The organism is Kribbella monticola (assembly GCF_003261635.1).
GTDB classification, from domain to species: Bacteria; Actinomycetota; Actinomycetes; order Propionibacteriales; family Kribbellaceae; genus Kribbella; species Kribbella monticola.
The window spans coordinates 140,134-158,952 of sequence record NZ_QFXK01000022.1 but is presented as its reverse complement, the minus strand read 5'-3'; the positions used below and the strand labels follow the sequence as shown (position 1 = coordinate 158,952).

Here is an 18,819-nt window from a genome sequence, read left to right as displayed (position 1 = left end):
TGAGCCACATCACGACCGAGGGCAACCTCACATCGCCAGCACGAAGAACCAGTTGCTGCCGGGGCGGGTCTGGTGCCGTTCGAGGTGGGAAACGGTCCAGCCGGTCTCGGTCAGCAGCTCGCGCAGAGGTTCCTCCTGCCACGAGTTGAAGCGTCTGGGCAGGTCGAGGAATCGGGTCGACCACTCACCGCCTTCACCCTCGCGGGTGGTGAAGGCCAACCAGGCAGCCGCGCGACGAGCTTTTCGCAGTACGGTCGTGAGTTCGGCGCGGTCGAAGTGCAGGAAGACGGCGTCGGCGAAGATCAGGTCGTACGGGCCGCCGAAGTCGTCGGTGAGCGCGTTCAACCGGTCCGCCGGGTAGCCGTCGGCGCGGATCATCTCGACGAACGAGCCCGCCGCGTCAGTACGCCGTACGCGATAGCCGCGTTCTTCCAGCGCCACCGCGTCCTCGCCGGTGCCACTGCCGATCTCGAGCACGCTCGCGCCGGGCGGGACCACCTCGCCGATCCGGTCGAACCAGCGATCCATCACCTCGGTCCGCCCGTGCGGCAGCGTGTCGCGGAACTTGTCCGCCGCCTGCTCGTACGCCGCCAGCGTCACCTCGTTGTCGCTCGGCAGCACGGACCAGCCGTCACCGGTGTGCTCGATCACCAGGCGACGGTCGGCCGGGATCGCCAGGCCGAGATCGAGCCCGGGCGCGACCACCACGACCGTCTCGCCGCGGTGCACGTCAGCGATGTCGCGCAGCGCCTCGCCCGCATCCAGCTCCGGATCCACCGTCAACCGCACGCCGAGTTCGGCGGCCCAGCGTGCTGCGGTCGCCTCGCCTCTGGCGTTCGCATAGACCGCAGCAACACGTTCTCCCGGCGGCACCTCGACCGGTAGCTCGTCGGGGACCAGGATGAGCCGCGCGGGGCACATCAGGTTCATTCGCTGACGAACTCCAGGGCCAGTTCGGCGTACTTCGGCCAGCTCGCGCTGTGCTCCAGCGGAACCACGACCCACTCCTTCATCGGTCGCCCCATCCCAGGGTCGAAATGTTCGGCTCCAGCGAGCGCGAGCGCCTCCTCGCGCGGTTCGGGCGGCAGTTTGAAGGTCATCGCGTCGCCGTACAGCCCGCCGAGCATCTTCTTCTCGATCTTCAGGCACGGCATCCCGAACATGGATCCCTGCACGACCCCGGCGTCGGCCAGTCCCTTGGCCACGTCGTCGTACGCGAGCCGGGCTTTCAGGCTGATCTTCGGCTTCATCCCAGCAGCGTGCCACCCGGACCCGGCACGCCGCCAGCGCATCGTCGTGACGAGTGCACTACGGTGCTTTGTCGTGCGCCTGGTGATTGCTCATTGCTCCGTGGACTACTCCGGCCGGCTGACCGCCCATCTCCCGATGGCGCCGCGGCTGCTGATGGTCAAGGCGGACGGCTCCGTCCTGATCCACGCCGACGGCGGTTCGTACAAGCCGCTGAACTGGATGTCTCCCCCGTGCAAGCTGACGGAGGAGGACGGCGTCTGGAGCGTCACCAACAAGGCCGGCGAGGAACTGCGGATCACCTTCAAGGAGGTGCTCAGCGACACGTCGTACGAGCTTGGCCTGGACCCGGGGCTGATCAAGGACGGCGTCGAGGCGCACCTGCAGGAACTGCTGGCCGAGCACGTGACCACCTTCGGCGAGGGCTTCACGCTGGTACGGCGTGAGTACCCGACCGCGATCGGCCCGGTCGACCTGCTGTGCCGCGACGCCGACGGCAAGCACGTCGCCGTCGAGATCAAGCGCCGCGGCGAGATCGACGGCGTCGAGCAGCTCACCCGGTACGTCGAACTGCTCAACCGCGACCCGCTGCTCGCCCCGGTCCGCGGCATCTTCGCGGCCCAGCTGATCAAGCCACAGGCTCAGTTCCTGGCCACCGACCGCGGCCTGGAGTGCGTCACCGTCGACTACGACGCCCTCCGTGGGATGGAATCCGACGTCCTTCGGCTGTTCTGAAGCCTCCTTTCCTTACTGTGCCCCCTGTGCCCGATTTCGGGCAGATCCTTGGATTTTGGCCCGGATCGGCTGCACAGTAGGCGGGTGATGACCGAGGTAGGCGTCCCGAGTGATGAGCTGGTCGAGCAGGTCAGCCGGACCACCGGGCTGACGCCCGAGGACGCCCGGCGCGTGGTCGCGGACGTGCTGGCCTACTTCACCGAGACGACCGAGGAGTACGTCCGGCGCCGGCACCGCGAACTGCAGACCTACGGCGCCCGCAACGACGAGATCTTCGCCCGTCTCGGCATCGAGCTCCGGCACTGGCCGGTCCGCTCCCCCGAACTCTCCACGCGTCAGCTCCGACGGATCGTCTACGGCTGACGCCGCCCTGCCCCCAACGAAAGGACCATCTTTCATGTGCGGAATCGTCGGGTACGTCGGTACGAAGCCGGCCGCGCCCATCCTGGTCGACGGACTCGCCAGGCTGGAGTACCGCGGCTACGACTCGGCCGGCGTCGCGGTGGTCGGCTCCAGCGAGCTGCGGGTGCACAAGGACGCGGGCCGGGTGCGTGAGCTCGAGGCGTCACTGCCGAAGCGGTTCGGCGGCAAGCTCGGCATCGGGCACACCCGGTGGGCCACCCACGGCGGTCCGAGCAAGGACAACGCCCACCCGCACGTGAGCGGCAACGAGCGGATCGCAGTCGTCCACAACGGCATCTTCGACAACGCCGGCGTACTCCGCGCCCAGCTGGAGGAGGCCGGCGTCAAGCTGCGCTCCGAGACCGACACCGAGGTCCTCGCGCACCTGATCGAACAGGCCGAGGGCGACACCCTCGAGGAGAAGGTGCTGGCCGCCCTGCGCCGGCTCGAAGGCACCTATGGCATCGCCGTGATCGACCTGGACTTCCCGGACCGGATCGTGGTCGCCCGCAACGGCAGCCCGCTGATCCTCGGCGTCGGCGACGGCGAGATGCACGTCGCGTCCGACGCGGCCGCGCTGATCCGCTACACCCGCCAGGTCGTCTACCTGGACGACGGCGAACTCGCCACCGTCCGCGCCGACGGGTACCGCACGTTCACCCAGGATGCCCGCGCGACCACCAAGACCGAGAAGACGGTCGAGTGGACCGCCGACGAGTACGAGCGCGGCGCGCACGAGCACTTCATGGTCAAGGAGATCCACGAGCAGCCCGAGGCCGTCCAGCGCGCGACCCGGGGCCGGCTCGACGAGCGCTTCCACACCGTTCACCTCGGTGGCCTGAACATGGACGCCCGGGAGGCCCGCGAGATCAAGCGGGTGAAGATCCTCGGCTGCGGTTCGGCGTACTACGCGGGCCAGCTCGGCGCGCAGTTCATCGAGGAAGTGGCCCGGATCCCCGCCGACGCCGAGCCCGCGTCGGAGTTCCGCTACCGCAACCCGGTCGTCGAGCGGGACACCCTGTACGTCGCGGTCAGCCAGTCCGGCGAGACCCTGGACACGCTGGTGGCTGTCCAGGAACTCAAGCGCAAGGGCGGCCGGGTGATCGGTCTGGTCAACGCGGTCGGTTCCAGCATCGCGCGCGAGGTCGACGGCGGTGTCTACCTGCACGCCGGCCCCGAGGTGTCGGTCGCGTCGACGAAGGCGCTGACCAACATGGCCGTCGCGTTCGCGATGCTCGGCATCCACCTCGGCCGGATCCGGGACGTCTCCCCCGCCGACGGACGCCGGCTGATCGAGGGGCTGAAGAAGCTTCCCGCGCAGATCCAGGCGATCGTCGACACCGAGCAGGAACTGGCGTCGATCGCGGGCCGGCTCGCCCAGCACGAGAGCATCTTCTTCGTCGGCCGGACGCGTGGCTACCCGGTCGCTCGTGAGGGCGCGCAGAAGCTCAAGGAGATCTCGTACCGGCATGCGGAGGCTTACCAGACGTCGGAGCTGAAGCACGGCCCGCTGGCCCTGATCTCCCCGGACGTACCGACGGTCGCGATCGTCCCCGACGACGAGCTCCTCGACCGCAACATCGGCGCCCTGCACGAGATCGCCGCCCGCTCCGGCCCCTTGTACGTCGTGACGCACGCGTCGGTCGACGTACCGGACGGTGCGGCCGCCATCATCCGGGTCCCCAAGAACGAGCCCGAGCTGGACCCGATCCTGCTCACGATCCCGCTCCAGCTGCTCGCGTACCACGCGTCGGTCGCCCTCGGCCACGACGTGGACAAGCCCCGCAACCTGGCCAAGTCCGTCACGGTCGAGTAATCCCCGGGACGCGAGCCGTCACCGGCTGTGGTGGCGGCTCGCGGCTCGGCGGGACACAATGCGGGCATGCGCGTGATCGTGGTGGGTGCCGGCGTGATCGGGCTGAGCTGTGCCATCAGGCTGGCCGAGTCGGGGTACGAGGTGGCCGTGCTGGCGCGGGATCTGCCCTTGGAGACCACGTCGGCCGTGGCAGGAGCGATCTGTTATCCGTACCTGTCGGCGCCGGTGGATCGCGTCGCGGGCTGGGCACGGGCGTCCTACCAGGAGTTCACCAAACTGGCCGAGAACGAGCCGTCGGTGCAATTGCGGCACGGGCAGGAGTTCAAGCATGCGGTGACTCCTGATCCGGTCTGGACGGACGTGCTCAGCGACCTGCGCCGGGTCGGCTCGCCGCCGCCCGGGTTCAAGGACGGCTGGTCGTTCACCGCACCCGTGATCGAGATGCCGAGCTACCTTCCCTACTTGGTGAAACGCCTCGAATCCGCCGGCGGAACGCTGACCCGAGCAGCCTTGTCCGGTCTGCCGACCGACGCCGAGCTCGTCGTCAACTGCACCGGCCTCGGGGCGCGGTTGACCGCAGGCGATCCGACTGTCACGCCGGTTCGCGGCCAAGTACTGACCGTCGAGCAGTTCGGTCTCACCGAATGGCTGATGGCCGACGAGGGGCCGCACGACCTCGTCTACGTCTTTCCACGCGGCAAGGACATCGTCGTCGGTGGCACCAGCCAGCCGGACAGCTGGGATCTGGCCGTCGACCCGAAGACGGCGACCGCGATTCTGGATCGGGCCTCCGCGTTCGTTCCCCAGCTACGCAAGGCGAAAGTGCTCCGGCACCGCGTCGGGTTGCGGCCCGCGCGGCCCGCCGTACGGTGTGAAGCAGTTCGTACTGCGAGCGGCCAGCGGGTCATCCATTGCTACGGGCACGGCGGCTCCGGTGTCACGCTCTCGTGGGGATGTGCCGACGAGGTCCTCGACCTGGTTCGGCAAGGCTGATGCAGATTCTCGACGGCGGGATGTCGAACGCGCTGGAGGATCGCGGCCACGATCTGTCCGACGAGCTCTGGTCGGCGCGGTTGCTGCGGGACGCACCCGGTGAGATCGCCGCCGTCCATCGCGCGTACTACGAAGCCGGCGCCACCTTCGCGACGACGGCGAGCTACCAGGCGAGCGTCTCGGGCTTCGCCAAGGCCGGCGTACCGCGCGATGAGGCCGAGCGGTTGATCACGTCCAGCGTGACCATCGCGCGGCAGGTCCGAGACGCGTTGGCGGTCGACGGGCGACAACGCTTCGTGGCGGCATCGGTCGGCCCGTACGGCGCGGTGCTCGCCGACGGATCGGAGTACCGGGGCCGGTACGGCGTGAGCAAGGCGTTCCTCCGCGATTTCCACCGGCCGCGGCTGGAGCTACTGGTTGCCGCAGGCCCTGATCTGCTGGCGGTCGAGACGATCCCGGACGTCGAGGAGGCGGAGGTGCTGGTCGAGTTGATCGACGAGATCGCCTTCCCTGCTTGGGTTTCGTACTCCGTGGCCGGTGGCCGGACTCGCGCCGGCCAGCCGCTCGAGGACGCGTTCGCTGTTGGCAGTACGCATCTTGTTGCCGTTGGCATCAACTGTTGCGCACCGGAGGACGTGCAGGAGGCGGTCGAGCAGGCTGCCGTCAGCGGGAAGCCGGTCGTTGCCTACCCCAACAGTGGGGAGGGATGGGATGCGGGAGGCCGGGGCTGGACCGGTGATGCGTCGAACTCGACCTCGTTGGCGCCCGCTTGGGCCGCCGCCGGCGCGGAGTACATCGGCGGCTGTTGCCGGGTGGGACCGGACGACATCCGCGCGCTCGCTCGCACGCTCGGCTAGACGGCGAGCACCTGGCAGAGCAGGTCGAGCGCGCCGCTGTAGGCGTGGTCAGGCGGAGTGCCGTAGCCGACAATGACCGCCTGGCGGTCGTCGGGATCGGGGACGAAGCGATACCGGTCGAGGGCCGCGATCGCGAGCCCTTGCCTGGCCGCGCGCTCGACCATCTCGGCCGCCTGCCCCGGTACGTCGAGGAGCACGTGCAAGCCGGCCGAGATCCCGGCCACCTTGACGTCCGGCGCGCGGACGGCGAGCAACTCGACCAGCCTGTCGCGGCGCCGGCGATAGTGCAGCCGCGAGCGCCGGACGTGCCGGTCGTAGTGGCCGGAGGCAATGAATTCGGCGAGGACCAACTGATCCAGGGTTGCGGTGAGCAGATCGGTGGTCCGCTTGGCGGCGAGGACCGGATCCATCAGCTGTTCGGGCAGCACCATCCAGGCCAGACGGAGTGCCGGCGCGAGGCTCTTGCTCGCCGTACCGGTGTAGACGACGCGCTCGGGATCCAAGGCCTGCAAGGCGCCGACGGGCTGGCGGTCGTACCGGAACTCGCCGTCGTAGTCGTCCTCGATCAGCAAGGCTCCGGTCTGCCGTGCCCATTCGATCGCCGCCGCTCTCCGGTCCGGCGCCAGCGGCACGCCCGTCGGCATCTGGTGGGCGGGGGTGAGGAAGGCGGCCTGGCCGGTCAACAGGTCCGCGCGTACGCCGTACTCGTCGACCGGGACCGGAACGGGTTCGAGCCCGCGCGATCGGATCACATCCCAGTGCAGGTCGTACCCGAACTCCTCCACCGACATCGTCGTCGCGCCTTGCACCCGGAGTACGTCGCTCAGCAGGTTCAGCGCCTGGATGTAGCCCGAGCAGATCAGGATCCGCTCGGGATCGGCCCGTACGCCGCGCGCGCGGGCGAGGTAGTCGGCGAGCTTCTCGCGGAGTTCGGGGCGGCCGCGCGGATCGCCGTACCCGAAGGCGTCGTTAGGTGCCGAGGGCAACGCTTTGCGAGCCGCGGCGAGCCACTCGGTTCTTGGGAAGGTGGAGACATCCGGGGAGCCGGGGGTCAGGTCGTACCGGAACTGGGTCGGACCCGGCCTCGGCGAGACCTTCTTGGCTGTCCCGGTCAAGGTGGGGGCGCGACCGGCGACGACGGTGCCCGAGCCTTGGCGGGCGGTGAGCCAGCCCTCGGCGACCAGTTGGCCGTAGGCGTCGGCGACCGTGTTGCGGGCGATCCCGAGGTCTTTCGCGAGTGAGCGCGACGAGGGCAGCCGGGTGCCTGCCGGCAGCCGGCCGGTCCGGATCGACTCGTGCAGCGCCTCGACCAGGTCGGCCCGGCCGCGCCGGTTGGCCAGATCGAGATGCAGGTCGGCGCCGGTGCCGGGCCCTGAGTCGCCGGAATTGGCCCTTTGATCCTCCATGGAAGTGGACCATACACCTGGGCCGATCTGCGCCTAGCGTTGTCGTCATGAGCACATCGACACAGCGACGAGTCAAGGTCGCCTCTCTTGCCCCCGACTTCTACAAAGCCATGATCGACCTGGACGCCCAGTCCGCCACCGGCCTCGACCCGCGACTGGCCGACCTGGTCCGGATCCGCGCCTCCCAGTTGAACGGGTGCGCCTACTGCCTCGACATGCACACGCTCGACGCCAAGCACGCCGGCGACTCGGAGCAGCGACTGCACCTGGTCGGCGCCTGGCGCGAGGCCCGCAAGTTCTACAGCGAGCAGGAGCAGGCAGCACTCGCCCTCACCGAGGCGATCACGCTGATCAGCGTCGACCACGTCCCCGACGACGTGTACGCCGTCGCCGCCGCGGCCTTCGACGACAAGGAACTGGCCCAGCTGATCGGCCTCATCATCACCATCAACGCCTGGAACCGGATCGGCGTCACCTGCCGCCTCGAGCCCGGCCACTACGACCCCAGCTGACGATGACTTCGATGAAGAGCACACCGACAGACGCCGAACTGTTCCGGGCGATGCACCACGGCCCGGAACCGCTCATCCTCCCGAACGCCTGGGATCCGGTGAGCGCACGGGTGATGGCCGACGCGGGCTATCGGGCGATCGCGACCAGCAGTGGCGCGGTCGCCCGGGTCCTCGGGTACGACGACGGCCAGCTGACTCCGCCGGCCGAAATGTTCGCGGCAGTCGCGCGAATCGTCCGCGCGGTCGGCGTACCGGTGACTGCCGACATGGAAGCCGGCTACGGCCTTGCCCCGAAGGAGTTCGCCGAGCGGCTGCTCGAAACCGGGGCGGTCGGCTGCAACCTGGAGGACTCCGTCGCCGGCTCCCTGGTGGACCCGGCGGAGCAGGCCGACTACCTCAACGCAGTACGAGCCGCCGCGGGCGCCGACCTCGTCATCAACGCCCGCGTCGACAACTTCCTGTCCTCCGGTGACGTCACCGACGCCATCGCCCGCGGCCGCGCCTACCGGCGGGCCGGCGCCGACTGCATCTACCCGATCATGGCGCCGGTGGACGTCCTCCATCACCTGGCCACCGAAATCGGCGGCCCCCTCAACGCCCACGCCACCCCGACCGGCCCCACCGCCGCCGACCTCCTCACCGCCGGCGCCACCCGAATCTCCTACGGCACCAGCCTCCACACCCACACCACCAACACCCTCCGCGCTCTCCTCCCCACCCTCACCTGAGTACTACGCGCTGGTGGTCGGCTGATGGAATGGGTGAGGATGCTGGGCATGACCACGTATCGCGCGCGCTTTGATGCCTCTGTCAGCTTTACCAACGGCGGAGGGCTGCAGGTGCAGGGGTTCTTGGTGGATGTGCCGTCGGCGGAGGTGACGGCTGCGGAGGTTGCGCAGTTGTTCCTCGCTTCGCTCGGGCTGTTGATGGCCGGTGAGGTGGAGCTGAGCAACCTGGAGATCGTGGCGGCGGCGCACAAGGGGACTCGGGGTGGGCCGGCGGAGCGGGCCGTGGTGGGAGGCGACGGGCCGCGGTACGTCGAGCTCAGCCATGTGATTCGGGACGGCATGGTCACGTTGCCGAATCTGCCGGGGCCGGAGTTGGCGGAGCATCTCAGTCGGGAGGCGTCGCGGGCGATCTATGCGGAGGGGACGGAGTTCGAGATCGGGCGGATCTCGATGGTGGCCAATACGGGGACGTATCTGGACAGTCCGTATCACCGCTACCCGGACGGACACGACCTCACCGGGTTTTCGCTCGACCGGCTGGCGGGATTGCCCGCGGTGGTCGTGCGGGTGGCGGACAGCGGGCGGCTCGGGATCGACGCGAACGCGCTGGCGACGTACGACGTACGGGGGAAGGCGGTGTTGTTGCATACCGGCGACGACGCGCGGTTCGGAACTCCGGAGTATGTCGAGGATGCGCATTTTCTGACCAGGGACGGCGCCGAGCACCTGATCGGCCAAGGGGCGGCGCTGGTGGGGATCGACGCGGCCAATATCGACGACATGACCGACGGCACGCGCCCGGCGCACACGTTGTTGCTCGGCGCCGGGCTGCCGATCGTCGAGCATCTCACCAAGCTGGACGAGGTGCCGCCGACCGGTGCGACCTTCACCGCTACGCCGCCGCGCATCGCGGGTCTCGCCACGTTCCCGGTGCGAGCCTTCGCGACGATCGGCTGAGTACTACATGGTGATCACCGTGAACTCGCACCAGTTCGACCACTCGCCGGGCGTCGTACCGTCGGTGCCCTGGACCCGCCAGGCATAGCTGCTGCCTTCGGTGAACGCGTCGTCGGGGATGGTCGTGCCCAGCCACGAGCCGGACGCGCCAGGGCCTTCGGTTGCGGTGGAGCTGGTGATGCCGCCGACCACCTTCCACTCGAAGACGGCGTACACCTGTGCGCCCTGGGTGTCGCTGATCTGCGCGCGCAACTGTGGGTTCAGGGTGGACATGGCCGGTCGATCCGCGCCGGTAACGCAAGCGGTGTCGGGTGCGGTCGCCTGGGCGTCCACGGAGGTCTTGGTCTGATAGGTGATCGTCACCGACGGCGGGTTGGCACCCTCGCGGGAGTTGAACCGCTTCCAGCCGTAGTTGTCGGTCTCGCTCGCCGCGCTGATACCGATGTTGGTCTTGCTCAGCCGGTGCGCCGCCGTGTACTGGAAGGCCGCGGTGACCGGGATCGTCACCCAGCCGGCACCACAGGAGCTCGAGAAGCCCTTTGTCTGCGTCGATGTCCCGACCTGCTCGTACTGCGCGGGCCGGTTCGTCCAGCGGGCTGTATTCGTGACATCCGCGACCCGGTACGCCACCCATCCCCTGGCCGTGCAGGAGTACGAGTGGTGTTCCCACAAGCTCAAGGTGGCCGCCTGGATCTGCTTGTCCCACAGCCAGTCCTGGTTGTCGAACCGCAGATACGACCTGGCCTTGTTGGCACCGGAGTCGTACGTGCCGATCTTCAGCTCGGTCGCCGCCGACTGGTCCGTGCTGTAACTGGACTGCACGAACGCATCGAAGTTCGGACCCGAGCTCTGCGACGGGTCGATCGTGACCGGGTAGACGGTCTTCGGGTCGGTCAGGAACGACGCGTCGGGCGTCAGCAGCAACGCATCCTTGCCTAGGGCAAGCTTCACCGGCGCCCTCCTGAGATGCTCACCGGACGCCTTGTCCACGGTCGAATCCCACATCACCGAAGCCGGCGACGTAGCCGGACCGTCAACTTTCCAAGGCATCCTGAGCTGCTTGAGCTGTACTGCGGCCTGCCGGCTCTTCACCACCAGCTGCTGCTCGTAGCCGGTACGAGTCGCCTGCACGACCAGATCGACACCCGGTTTCACCTCGCGATAGGTCGCTGTGGTTCCGTCGAGCTCCGGCGCCGGCAGCCGACCGGACCAGCCAAGTCTCGAACCTCGCCCGGGCGCACCGAGCTCGACAAGGTCGTGATCCCCCGACCGAGCAGGCCCGGACAGCTTGAGGCCGTAGGGATGAGCCTTGGAAGTAACCGAACCGTCGGCCTGCCGGACCAGCGAGACATCGACGGCGATCCACGAGCCGTTCGCGCCCCGCATCCGGACCGGTCCAGCGGCAATGATCGCCTCGATGAGGCCGGAGGGCAGCGCGCGGTACTCCGTGGTCTCGGTCGTCTTGCTCGTGATCAGCACCGGCTTGCCGCTTGCTTTGGCGGTAACGAGGGCCGCGGCGACGGTCGAGGCTTCGCCCGAAGGGCCCAGCGCGGGTTTCTCCACCACCATGGCGGATGCGGGCAGCAGACCGGCGATCGACACCAAGCAGACGGCTGCGGAGAGCCAACGCGCCGAGCGGTACCGCGGAACGGGCAGCTGATGCGTGCGGGGATCAGGGGACATGCGCAGGACCTTTCTGGACAACGCATCCCGGGCGGCCGCGAGGGCCGCCCGGGACACGATCACTGGATCAACCCGACGTCACCACGTGCGCGGGAACGGGTACTTCGGCCTCCACTGCCTGACCTTCTGCCAGACGTAGAGCTTGACGACGCCGAACGCGCACCCTTGCGCGCCCCAGCGGCCGACCTTATACGGGAGTCGCCTGAACTTGGCCCAGAACGACTTCCTCAGCATCGACAGACCGGCACCCTTGGCACAGGCCCGCACGTACTTGTTCTTGACGACCTTGCGCCAGACCCACCGCACGTACTTGTTCTTCCGGATCTTCTTCTTCAGCGCCTTCAGCTTCTTCGCGGCCGCCTTGAGCAAGCACTTCTTGCTCCAGCACGGCCACTTGCCGTCCAGGTCGACCTTGTCCACCGGGTCGGCGCAGGTGTACTCGTACGCGTTGCAACTGGCGCCGTAGATCGGGTCCGTCTGCAGGAAGCGCCCGGTGGTCGGGTTGTAGAGCCGCACACCCATCAAGACGATCCCGGACGGCGCGTCCGCGGCCCGCTGCTGCGTGCCGAGCCAGCCGTACCGCTGCTTCCCGACGGCTTCGGAGTCGCCCAACTGACCGTATTCATCGGCCTCGCTCGTGCTGGACAAACCCTCGTCACCACTGTGGATCGTGGCGACGATGTCACCGGACAGATCGGCGATCTGCCAGTCCGGCGCACCACTGTCGCTGTCGACGATCGCGGTCATCCCGGACAAGCCCGCGACGACCCGGGTGAACCGGCTCGCGCCTTCCTGCGTCCAGGCCGGCGAATCCGAGTCCTCGTCGTAGTGCTGGACGTTGGTCACCACCTCGCCGGTGGAGTTGTCGGTCCAGGACCGGACCCGCTCACCGGTGACGTCGATCGTGTAGTCCGTCGTACGACCGCCCTGCGTCACCGTGTCGACCAGGTCGTCCGCGTGGTAGGTGGCCGTCACGTCGCCGGCCGCGGGTGCTCCCGTGTCGATCGCCGGCACTGTCGTGGTCCGGCCGAGAGCGTCGTAGGCGTAACCGGCGGAGGTCACCCGGTTCGCCGTGTCGTAGGTCCAGGTCCGAGTGGATGCCGGGGTGGTCGACTGACAACTGCCGTCGGCAGCCGGACCGTACTCCGCGCTACTCGTCCTGTCGGTTGCAGGACTGAACCCGTAGGTCCTGGTCACACACTTCTCGCCGACCGTCTCCTCCACCGACGTGACCCGACCGGCCCCGTCCTGGTGGAACAGCTGGCTGGACAGAGTGGAGATGCGCCTGGCCGTCTGGCCGTGCGCTGTCCCGGTCAGCGACTCGCTGAACAACGTGCAGTCGCCGGAGGCACACCCGGGCTTGCTGTAGGTGATACCGGCCTCCTCGCCGGCCTCGTCGTACCGGGTGTCGACCTTGACCCCGTTGGGCCAGGTCTCACTGATCAGCTGCCCGTCGCCGTTGTAGCTACCGGTGTAGGTGCCGGTCTGGCTGTCGTTCACCGAGGTGAGCAGACCGCGGAAGTCGTACCCGTAGGTGCGGGTGGCCTTGCCGTCCGAGCTGGTCGCCGGCCGGCCGAGCAGGTCGTACGTCGTGATCGAAAGGTTGCCATCGGCATCTTGATAGGAGGTGATCCGGCCGAGCGTGTCGTAGGTACGGATGATCTCGGCGGTGACGGCGCCGGCCGCGCTCACGGACTGGGACCGCAGCAGGTTGCCGTCGAGTGGGTCGTACACGTTGCGCTGGATCGGCACCGGCGTACCGAGCCCTGCTGCCGCCGTCAGTCCGATCTCTGCGATCCGGCCGGCTGCGTCGTACTTCGTGGTGCTGGTCCGCAGTGTCCCGGCGCTGGTCTTCTCGACCAGGACCCGCTGCTGGTTGAACATGTCGTAGGTCTGCACCTTGACCGGCAGCTCAGGACCGGTGGCCGCTTGACCACCTGGCTGGAGACGGCAGGTCAGGTTCGCCCACTCCGGTCGCAGGTCGCACTCGCTGTACCCCGAGCCGGCTGTGGCCCGGTAGTAGATCGTCTTCTGCGTGGCCGGGGTGTTGGTCGTCGTACCGCCGGCCACCTGGGTCTCGGAGGTTTCCAGACCGGTGACCGGATCCAGGCTGGTCCGAACCGTCTGGGCGAGACCACCTGGGTCGTTGGTCGTCACGGTCGGCATCCGCAGGGTCCAGTTGTAGCCGGTGGTGGTGACCCGGCGATCCGCCTCGACCGCCGTACCGTCCGCGCCCCAGAGCCGGACCTGCGACTCCGCGGTCGTGACCAGGTTGAACGGACCACCGGTGGTGGGTGCACCTTGGTCGTAGGTGTTGCGGGTCAGGTGCCTGCCCCTGACCGTGGCGCCGGTGCTGAGGCGGACCTCTGTCTCAGGGGCCAGCGTCGTCTCGAGTCGTTCTCCGTCCCGCGAGTAGGTGCTCACCGTGGAGTAGGTCTGCGCCAACGTCTGCTCTGCGGCGTCGTCGTCCGACGCCGACTGATTCAAGGCCCGGTTGCGGTTCTCCGCGGTCAGCGTGCGAACGGAGTTGCCGAAACCGTCGTACCAGTTGGTGGTGATGTTGCCGCCCGGTGTCGCCTTGTTGACCTCTTGGCCGTTGGCGTCGAGGTAGGTGACGGTTGCCCGCTCCCAGTTGGACGGCAGCGCACCGGTGGCTGGGTTGCCACTGGGCACCTGGTCCGGTGGGAAGACGGCAGCGGCGTCGGTCGGAGCTTCTGCCTGACCCCACCGCTTGGTCTGGCCAGGAGACAGGTCGTTCGGCGCACCCGCGCCGGACAGAGGAACCTTGTAGACAACGGTTTCGACAGCGGTGCCCGCGGTCAGGGCAGAGCGGGACACCTTGCTGAGCCGGCCGATGGCGGGGTCGTTGGGCAGTGTGGTGTAACTCAGCTGCCAGGGCTCCTGCCCTGCCGGCTTGATGGTCGAGAGAACCCCGTCAGCCTGGTAGCTGTAGAGATCGCCGACATGGGTGCTGCCGGAGTCCAGCCGCGGGTCCCAGCTGGAACGCAGCCGGCCGGTGTTGTCGTAGCTGTACCGCGAGACCGGCACGGTCCGCATGGCTGGCGTGGCAAGGTCCGGATCCCAAGCGGTGAAGGAGATCTCCTTGACCCTGCCGAGGTAATCGCCCAGCGTCGCCTCGGTCGTCCCGGTAGCGGTCGTTGTCGTGGCGTAGGTGAAGTTGAGTGCCCGGCAGCCGCGAGCCATCGTCGCACAGCTGACCCCGTCCGGAACGGGCGCCAGCATACGGATCGGCCGCACTACCTCGGCGCCGCCGATCGTCACCTTCTCCCAGGTGAAGGTGGTGACCTGGTTGCTGCCCGGCAGTGTGGTTGCGGTCGGGTAGTAGTGACCCGCAGACGTTCCCGTCACCCGGCCGAACGTCACGATCGAGCCCTGCTCGTCGGTGAGCTTGTACGAGTCGGTCGCACTGGCATAGCTGAGCTTCAGCGTCTCCTGCCCGACCTCGGGGTCGAAGTTGACACCGTCGCGGGCCGTGAAGCCGACCGTGTCGCCGTCGGGCGTGCCGACCTGGACCAGCGTTCCGAAGACATCGAGAGACGTGTACGGCGTGTCCGCCTCGTCCACCACCGCGCCGGAAATCCAGCCTGGGCCGAACATGTTCGAGTTGTCGGTGCCGGCCGACTGGCGGCTGTTGTAGGTCCGGCTGACGGTCAGATCGCTGCCGTAGGAATCGACTGACACATCGGTGTCGGACAAGGTGTAATTGCCGGTCAGCAGGTTGACCTCACCGGGACCGACCTCGTCGGTGGCGGCCGTCGCGAGGTTGCGGTCGAAAGTGAGCTTCACCGCGCCGGACGACGCGGCCGTGCCACCGGTGAAGTTGCCCCGGAGCTGTACCGGTCCGTCCCGCGGGACGGACTGCGCGTCGACGGCGGCGAGAGTGGCCTCCAGGTTCCAGTTCAGCTTCGGGAACTGTCCGTTGCCGCTGGTCGGCAGCGGCCAGGTCACTGCGCCACCACCAGCCGCGACCTGCACATGGGCGGCCGGGATCGTCACCCACGCGTCGGTGTCGCCGCGACGCCACTGGTAGGTGACACCGGTCGCAGTACTGCGGCCCGCTCCGACGATCGCCGTCTTGGCCGCGCTGACATCACCGTTCTTCGGCGCGATCACAGCGCCACCACCGACAGAGAACTCGTACGCCGTCAGCGGCGACCGGTTGCCCGCTCGATCCCGGGTGCGCACCCACAACGTGTGCGGTCCATCCGCGGTCGGGGTGATGCTGATGCTCGTGGTCGCGCCAGGAGTGGCGGCGTTCACCACCTGGTCCGGCGGGTTGGTGTCGACGCCGTACTCGTAAGCCACGACATCGCCGGCACCTGCTGCCCCGAAGGTGAAGGTGCCGGCCGTGCCCGCTCCTCCTGACCACTGACCCACGGGGTACGTCGTCGAGGAGACAGTCGGTGCAGAGGCGGGCGCAACCGTGTCGACGGTGAATTCGCACCAAGGTGACCATGCGCCAGGCGTCGTACCGTCAGTGCCCTGGACGCGCCAGGCGTAGCTGCCGCCCTCGACGAAAGCGCCGGCAGGGATGGTGGTGCCCAGCCAGGCGCCGGACGCACCGGGTCCTTCGGTGGCGGCGGTGGTGATTCCGCCGACCGGCTGCCACTCGAAGTTGCCGTAGACCGCGGCGCCGAGACCATCGCTGATCTGCGCCCGCAACTGGGGCGTCTTGGTGGAGATGTACGGACGCGTTGCGCCTGTACCGCAGACCGTCGCAGGGGCCGTCGTCTGCGCGTTCACCGCGGTCTTGGTCTGGTAGGTGATCGTCACCGACGGCGGGTTGGCCGCGGCCTCACGCGAGGCGAACCGCTTCCAGCCGGCGCTGTTGGTCTCGCTGGTCGCCTTGATCCCGATGTTGGTTTTGGCCGCGTGGTTGGTGGCCGTGTACTGGAAGGCGGCGGTCACCGGGATCGTCACCCAGCCGGCAGCGCAGGAGCTCGAGAAACCCTTTGTCTGCGTCGATGTACCGACCTTCTCGAGCTCGGCCGGCTGCGCGGTCCAGCGCGCCGCGCTAGTCACGTCGGCGGTGCGCCATGCCTCCCAGCCCGCCGTCGCGCACGAGTACGAGTGGGTCTCCCACAGGTTGAGCGTGGCGGCCTGGATCTGCTTGTCCCACAGCCAGTTCTGGTTGTCGAACCGCAGATACGACTTGGCCCGGGTCGAACCGCCGTCGTAGCTGCCCAGCTTCAGCTCGGTTGCCGCAGACTGGTCGCTGGAGTAGGTGTTCTGCACGAACGCGTCGAAGCTCGCACCTGAGCTCTGCGACGGGTCGATCGTCACCGGATAGACAGTCTTCGGGTCACTCAGGAACTTGGCGTCCGGCGTCAGCAGCACTGCGTTCCGCGCCAGCCCGAGTCCGACCGGCGCCCGGCGGGTGTGCTCCCCCGACGCTTTGTCCACGGAAGAGTCCCACATCAACGGCGCCGGTACGTCGAAGCTCTCGCCACCCTTGCGAACCGCGAGGCCACCCTTGCCGTCCGCCTTCGCGGTCAGCCCGTCCACCTTCCACGGCATCCGGAGCTGCTTCACCTGCGCGGCTGCGGCCCGGTTCTTCACCAGTAGGTGCTGCTGGTAGCCGGTACGCGTTGCCTCGACGACGAGGTCCACGCCGGGCTTCACTTCGCGGTACGTCGCGATGGTGCCGTCGATCTCGGGGGCCGGCAGGGGGCCGGACCAGCCCAGCGCGGAACGGTTGCCTTCGGCACCTAATGCGACGAGTTCGTGATCGCCCTTACCGGCCGGACCGGACAGTGTCAGTCCGTACGGATGGGCCTTGGGCTCGACGGTGCCGTCGGGGAGCCGGACCAGCGACACGTCGACATCGATCCAGTCACCGTCCTCGTCGCGCATCCTGACCGGCCCGGCGGCGACGGTCGCCTCGATCCTGCCGGACGGCAGCGCGCGGTACTGCGTGGTCTCGGTGGTCTTGCCGCTGATCACCACGGGTTTGCCGGTGGTCCTCGCGGTGATCACCGCGGACGCCTCGTCGGCGCGCTCGAGCGGTTGGTCGGCGACGGTCTGCTGAACATCGGAAGTGTCGTCTTCGGCGGCCGTGGCCTCAGGTGGACCGGACAGCAGGCCGGCAACCAGTGCCAGGCCCAACCCGGCACTGAGCCAGCGCACCGGCCGAGTGGCCGGATAGCCATTCAGCAAGCGTGATCTCGGATAGGACATGGGCGACCTCTCTACGAAGCCCTCCCGCGCACGTCGAAGTCCATCGCGCGGTGGCCCGCGCGATGGGAGGGGACGGACGTGGACGGGAACCTCAGGGGCGGAAGGGCGGGAATCACCAGGGTGGGGGCAGCGCTCGCCGTCCGACAGGGCAAAAGTGGACAAGTTCCCCAACCGGCCAAGGCCTCAGCCGAGCAGACCGAGCCGTTGAGCGGCGGCGCCGGCCGCGAACCGGGTCGGGGCGTCGACGAAGTCCATCACCGTGGCGATGTGCCGGCGTACGGTCCGGACGCTGAGGCTCAGGTGCCTGGCGATCGCCTCGTCCTTGAGGCCGTGCACCAGCAGGGTCAGCACTTCGCGCTCGGTGCGGCCCAGGTTCTTGGCGGCCTGCCGGGATCGCGACACCGGCCCCACACCCGGCAGCACCACCGGAGTGGCGGTGGCCCAGATCTGGTCGTAGTACTGCGTGAGCGCAGCGATCAGCACCGACGACCGGATCAGCAGCGCACCGCTGTCACCGGCCGGGACCAGACCGACCAGAGCGAAGTGGTCGTCGACGATGATCATCCTGGCCGGCAGCGTCTGGGCTGTACGGACCTCGATTCCGGCGTCGATCGCGGCCCGGATGGCATCGTTACCACGCGGGTGCGCGAGGCACTCCGGCGTACAGAGCTGGCGGAACTGCATGGAATCGCACTGACTTGCCAGCGCCGACGGCAGCACGGGCGCTGTCTGCGCGGGATCGTGGCCGGCTATGGACCGGTAGGTGCACTGGACCGTGTGGATCGAGGTCGTCCAGCGCTCGGCGATCTCGTCGGAGTCGGTCAGCAGCTGCGCGAGCACCGACGGGACCTCGCCTGGCTGTTTGTCGTGCAGCTGACGCTGATGGAGTTCGGCAGCCGCCACATAGCCCTGCAGCAGCCGGTCCTGGTGCCTGCCGAGCTCACGCTGCACCTGGGTCAGCAGGCCGGTGGTCGCGATCAGGGGATCGACCGGCCGCAACGTCACCGAGCCCTCGGAGCGATGCCGGTAGGCAAGCTGACGGGTGACCAGTTCCTGGTCGATCCCTTCCTGCACAGCGCCGGTCTGCTCGGTGATCTCGCGCTGGCCCAGCTCGAGCAGTTCGAAGTACGTGTCGGCGACCGGGCCGGGGAGCAGTTCGCGGAAGAGTTTCTCGTGCTCGGAGAGCTCTTGCTGCTGGATCCGATGGCGCAGACTCAGATTGACCACCACGGCGACCCCCACCACAGTCAGCCACCAAGCGGTGGCACACAGTCCCGAGGTGAA

At 68.3% G+C, this 18,819-nt stretch carries 14 protein-coding genes; 8 read left to right on the top strand and 6 right to left on the bottom strand.

Annotation, left to right across the window (positions count from 1 at the left end; translation table 11 throughout):
* Nucleotides 1-27: 27 nt before the first annotated feature.
* Both DIZ26_RS09820 and DIZ26_RS09815 read right to left on the bottom strand, forming a co-directional pair.
* Nucleotides 28-930 carry a class I SAM-dependent methyltransferase gene (locus DIZ26_RS09820; protein WP_112239582.1) on the bottom strand — a complete coding sequence of 301 codons (903 nt, stop codon included), beginning with the start codon at nt 928-930 and terminating at the stop codon, nt 28-30.
* On the bottom strand, nt 927-1,250 hold the full coding sequence (locus tag DIZ26_RS09815) for a hypothetical protein (RefSeq protein WP_112239580.1): 324 nt from the start codon (nt 1,248-1,250) through the stop codon (nt 927-929). The genes DIZ26_RS09820 and DIZ26_RS09815 overlap by 4 nt, the downstream gene beginning before the upstream one ends.
* A gap of 73 nt (nt 1,251-1,323) precedes the next feature.
* Here DIZ26_RS09815 and nucS point away from each other — a divergent pair, with 73 nt between their 5' ends.
* From nucS to mmuM, 5 genes are all read left to right on the top strand, one after another.
* Nucleotides 1,324-1,983 (top strand): endonuclease NucS, encoded by a 660-nt coding sequence (gene nucS / locus DIZ26_RS09810; protein ID WP_112239578.1) that lies wholly within the window; start codon nt 1,324-1,326, stop codon nt 1,981-1,983.
* Nucleotides 1,984-2,070: 87 nt separating this feature from the next.
* The gene (locus DIZ26_RS09805; RefSeq protein WP_112239576.1) at nt 2,071-2,346 is read left to right on the top strand and encodes an HU family DNA-binding protein; all 276 of its coding nucleotides are present in this window, start codon (nt 2,071-2,073) and stop codon (nt 2,344-2,346) included.
* Between the two features lie 34 nt (nt 2,347-2,380).
* Nucleotides 2,381-4,201 (top strand): glutamine--fructose-6-phosphate transaminase (isomerizing), encoded by a 1,821-nt coding sequence (glmS, locus tag DIZ26_RS09800; protein WP_112239575.1) that lies wholly within the window; start codon nt 2,381-2,383, stop codon nt 4,199-4,201.
* A 66-nt stretch (nt 4,202-4,267) separates the two neighbouring features.
* Nucleotides 4,268-5,194: an FAD-dependent oxidoreductase gene (locus DIZ26_RS09795; protein ID WP_112239573.1), complete on the top strand. Its 927-nt coding sequence runs from the start codon at nt 4,268-4,270 to the stop codon at nt 5,192-5,194.
* A complete protein-coding gene (gene mmuM / locus DIZ26_RS09790) occupies nt 5,194-6,051 on the top strand; it encodes a homocysteine S-methyltransferase (RefSeq protein ID WP_232828223.1) in 858 nt (285 codons plus the stop codon). Before DIZ26_RS09795 ends, mmuM begins: the two co-directional genes overlap by 1 nt.
* On the opposite strand, the gene pdxR is transcribed toward mmuM, so the two are convergent.
* Complete coding sequence (pdxR, locus tag DIZ26_RS09785; protein ID WP_112239571.1) at nt 6,048-7,457, bottom strand: MocR-like pyridoxine biosynthesis transcription factor PdxR; 1,410 nt, start codon at nt 7,455-7,457, stop codon at nt 6,048-6,050. The genes mmuM and pdxR overlap by 4 nt on opposite strands.
* Before the next feature lie 47 nt (nt 7,458-7,504).
* On the opposite strand from pdxR, the gene DIZ26_RS09780 reads away from it, so the two are divergent.
* From DIZ26_RS09780 to DIZ26_RS09770, 3 genes are read left to right on the top strand one after another with little or no spacing between them, the layout of a single operon-like run.
* A complete protein-coding gene (locus DIZ26_RS09780) occupies nt 7,505-7,969 on the top strand; it encodes a carboxymuconolactone decarboxylase family protein (RefSeq protein ID WP_112239569.1) in 465 nt (154 codons plus the stop codon).
* Nucleotides 7,970-7,980: 11 nt separating this feature from the next.
* Nucleotides 7,981-8,697, top strand: coding sequence for an isocitrate lyase/PEP mutase family protein (locus DIZ26_RS09775; RefSeq protein WP_112239797.1), 717 nt, complete (start codon nt 7,981-7,983; stop codon nt 8,695-8,697).
* A 48-nt stretch (nt 8,698-8,745) separates the two neighbouring features.
* Nucleotides 8,746-9,654 carry a cyclase family protein gene (locus tag DIZ26_RS09770; protein WP_112239567.1) on the top strand — a complete coding sequence of 303 codons (909 nt, stop codon included), beginning with the start codon at nt 8,746-8,748 and terminating at the stop codon, nt 9,652-9,654.
* A 3-nt stretch (nt 9,655-9,657) separates the two neighbouring features.
* Here DIZ26_RS09770 and DIZ26_RS09765 read toward each other — a convergent pair whose 3' ends face one another.
* The 3 genes from DIZ26_RS09765 to DIZ26_RS09755 all read right to left on the bottom strand — a co-directional run bounded on the left by DIZ26_RS09765 (nt 9,658) and on the right by DIZ26_RS09755 (nt 18,765).
* Complete coding sequence (locus DIZ26_RS09765; RefSeq protein WP_157979667.1) at nt 9,658-11,337, bottom strand: DNRLRE domain-containing protein; 1,680 nt, start codon at nt 11,335-11,337, stop codon at nt 9,658-9,660.
* Between the two features lie 78 nt (nt 11,338-11,415).
* Nucleotides 11,416-17,484, bottom strand: coding sequence for a DNRLRE domain-containing protein (locus DIZ26_RS09760; protein WP_112239563.1), 6,069 nt, complete (start codon nt 17,482-17,484; stop codon nt 11,416-11,418).
* A 234-nt stretch (nt 17,485-17,718) separates the two neighbouring features.
* Entirely contained in the window at nt 17,719-18,765 is a 1,047-nt protein-coding gene (locus tag DIZ26_RS09755) for a LuxR C-terminal-related transcriptional regulator (protein WP_157979665.1), read from the bottom strand.
* Nucleotides 18,766-18,819: the final 54 nt, after the last annotated feature.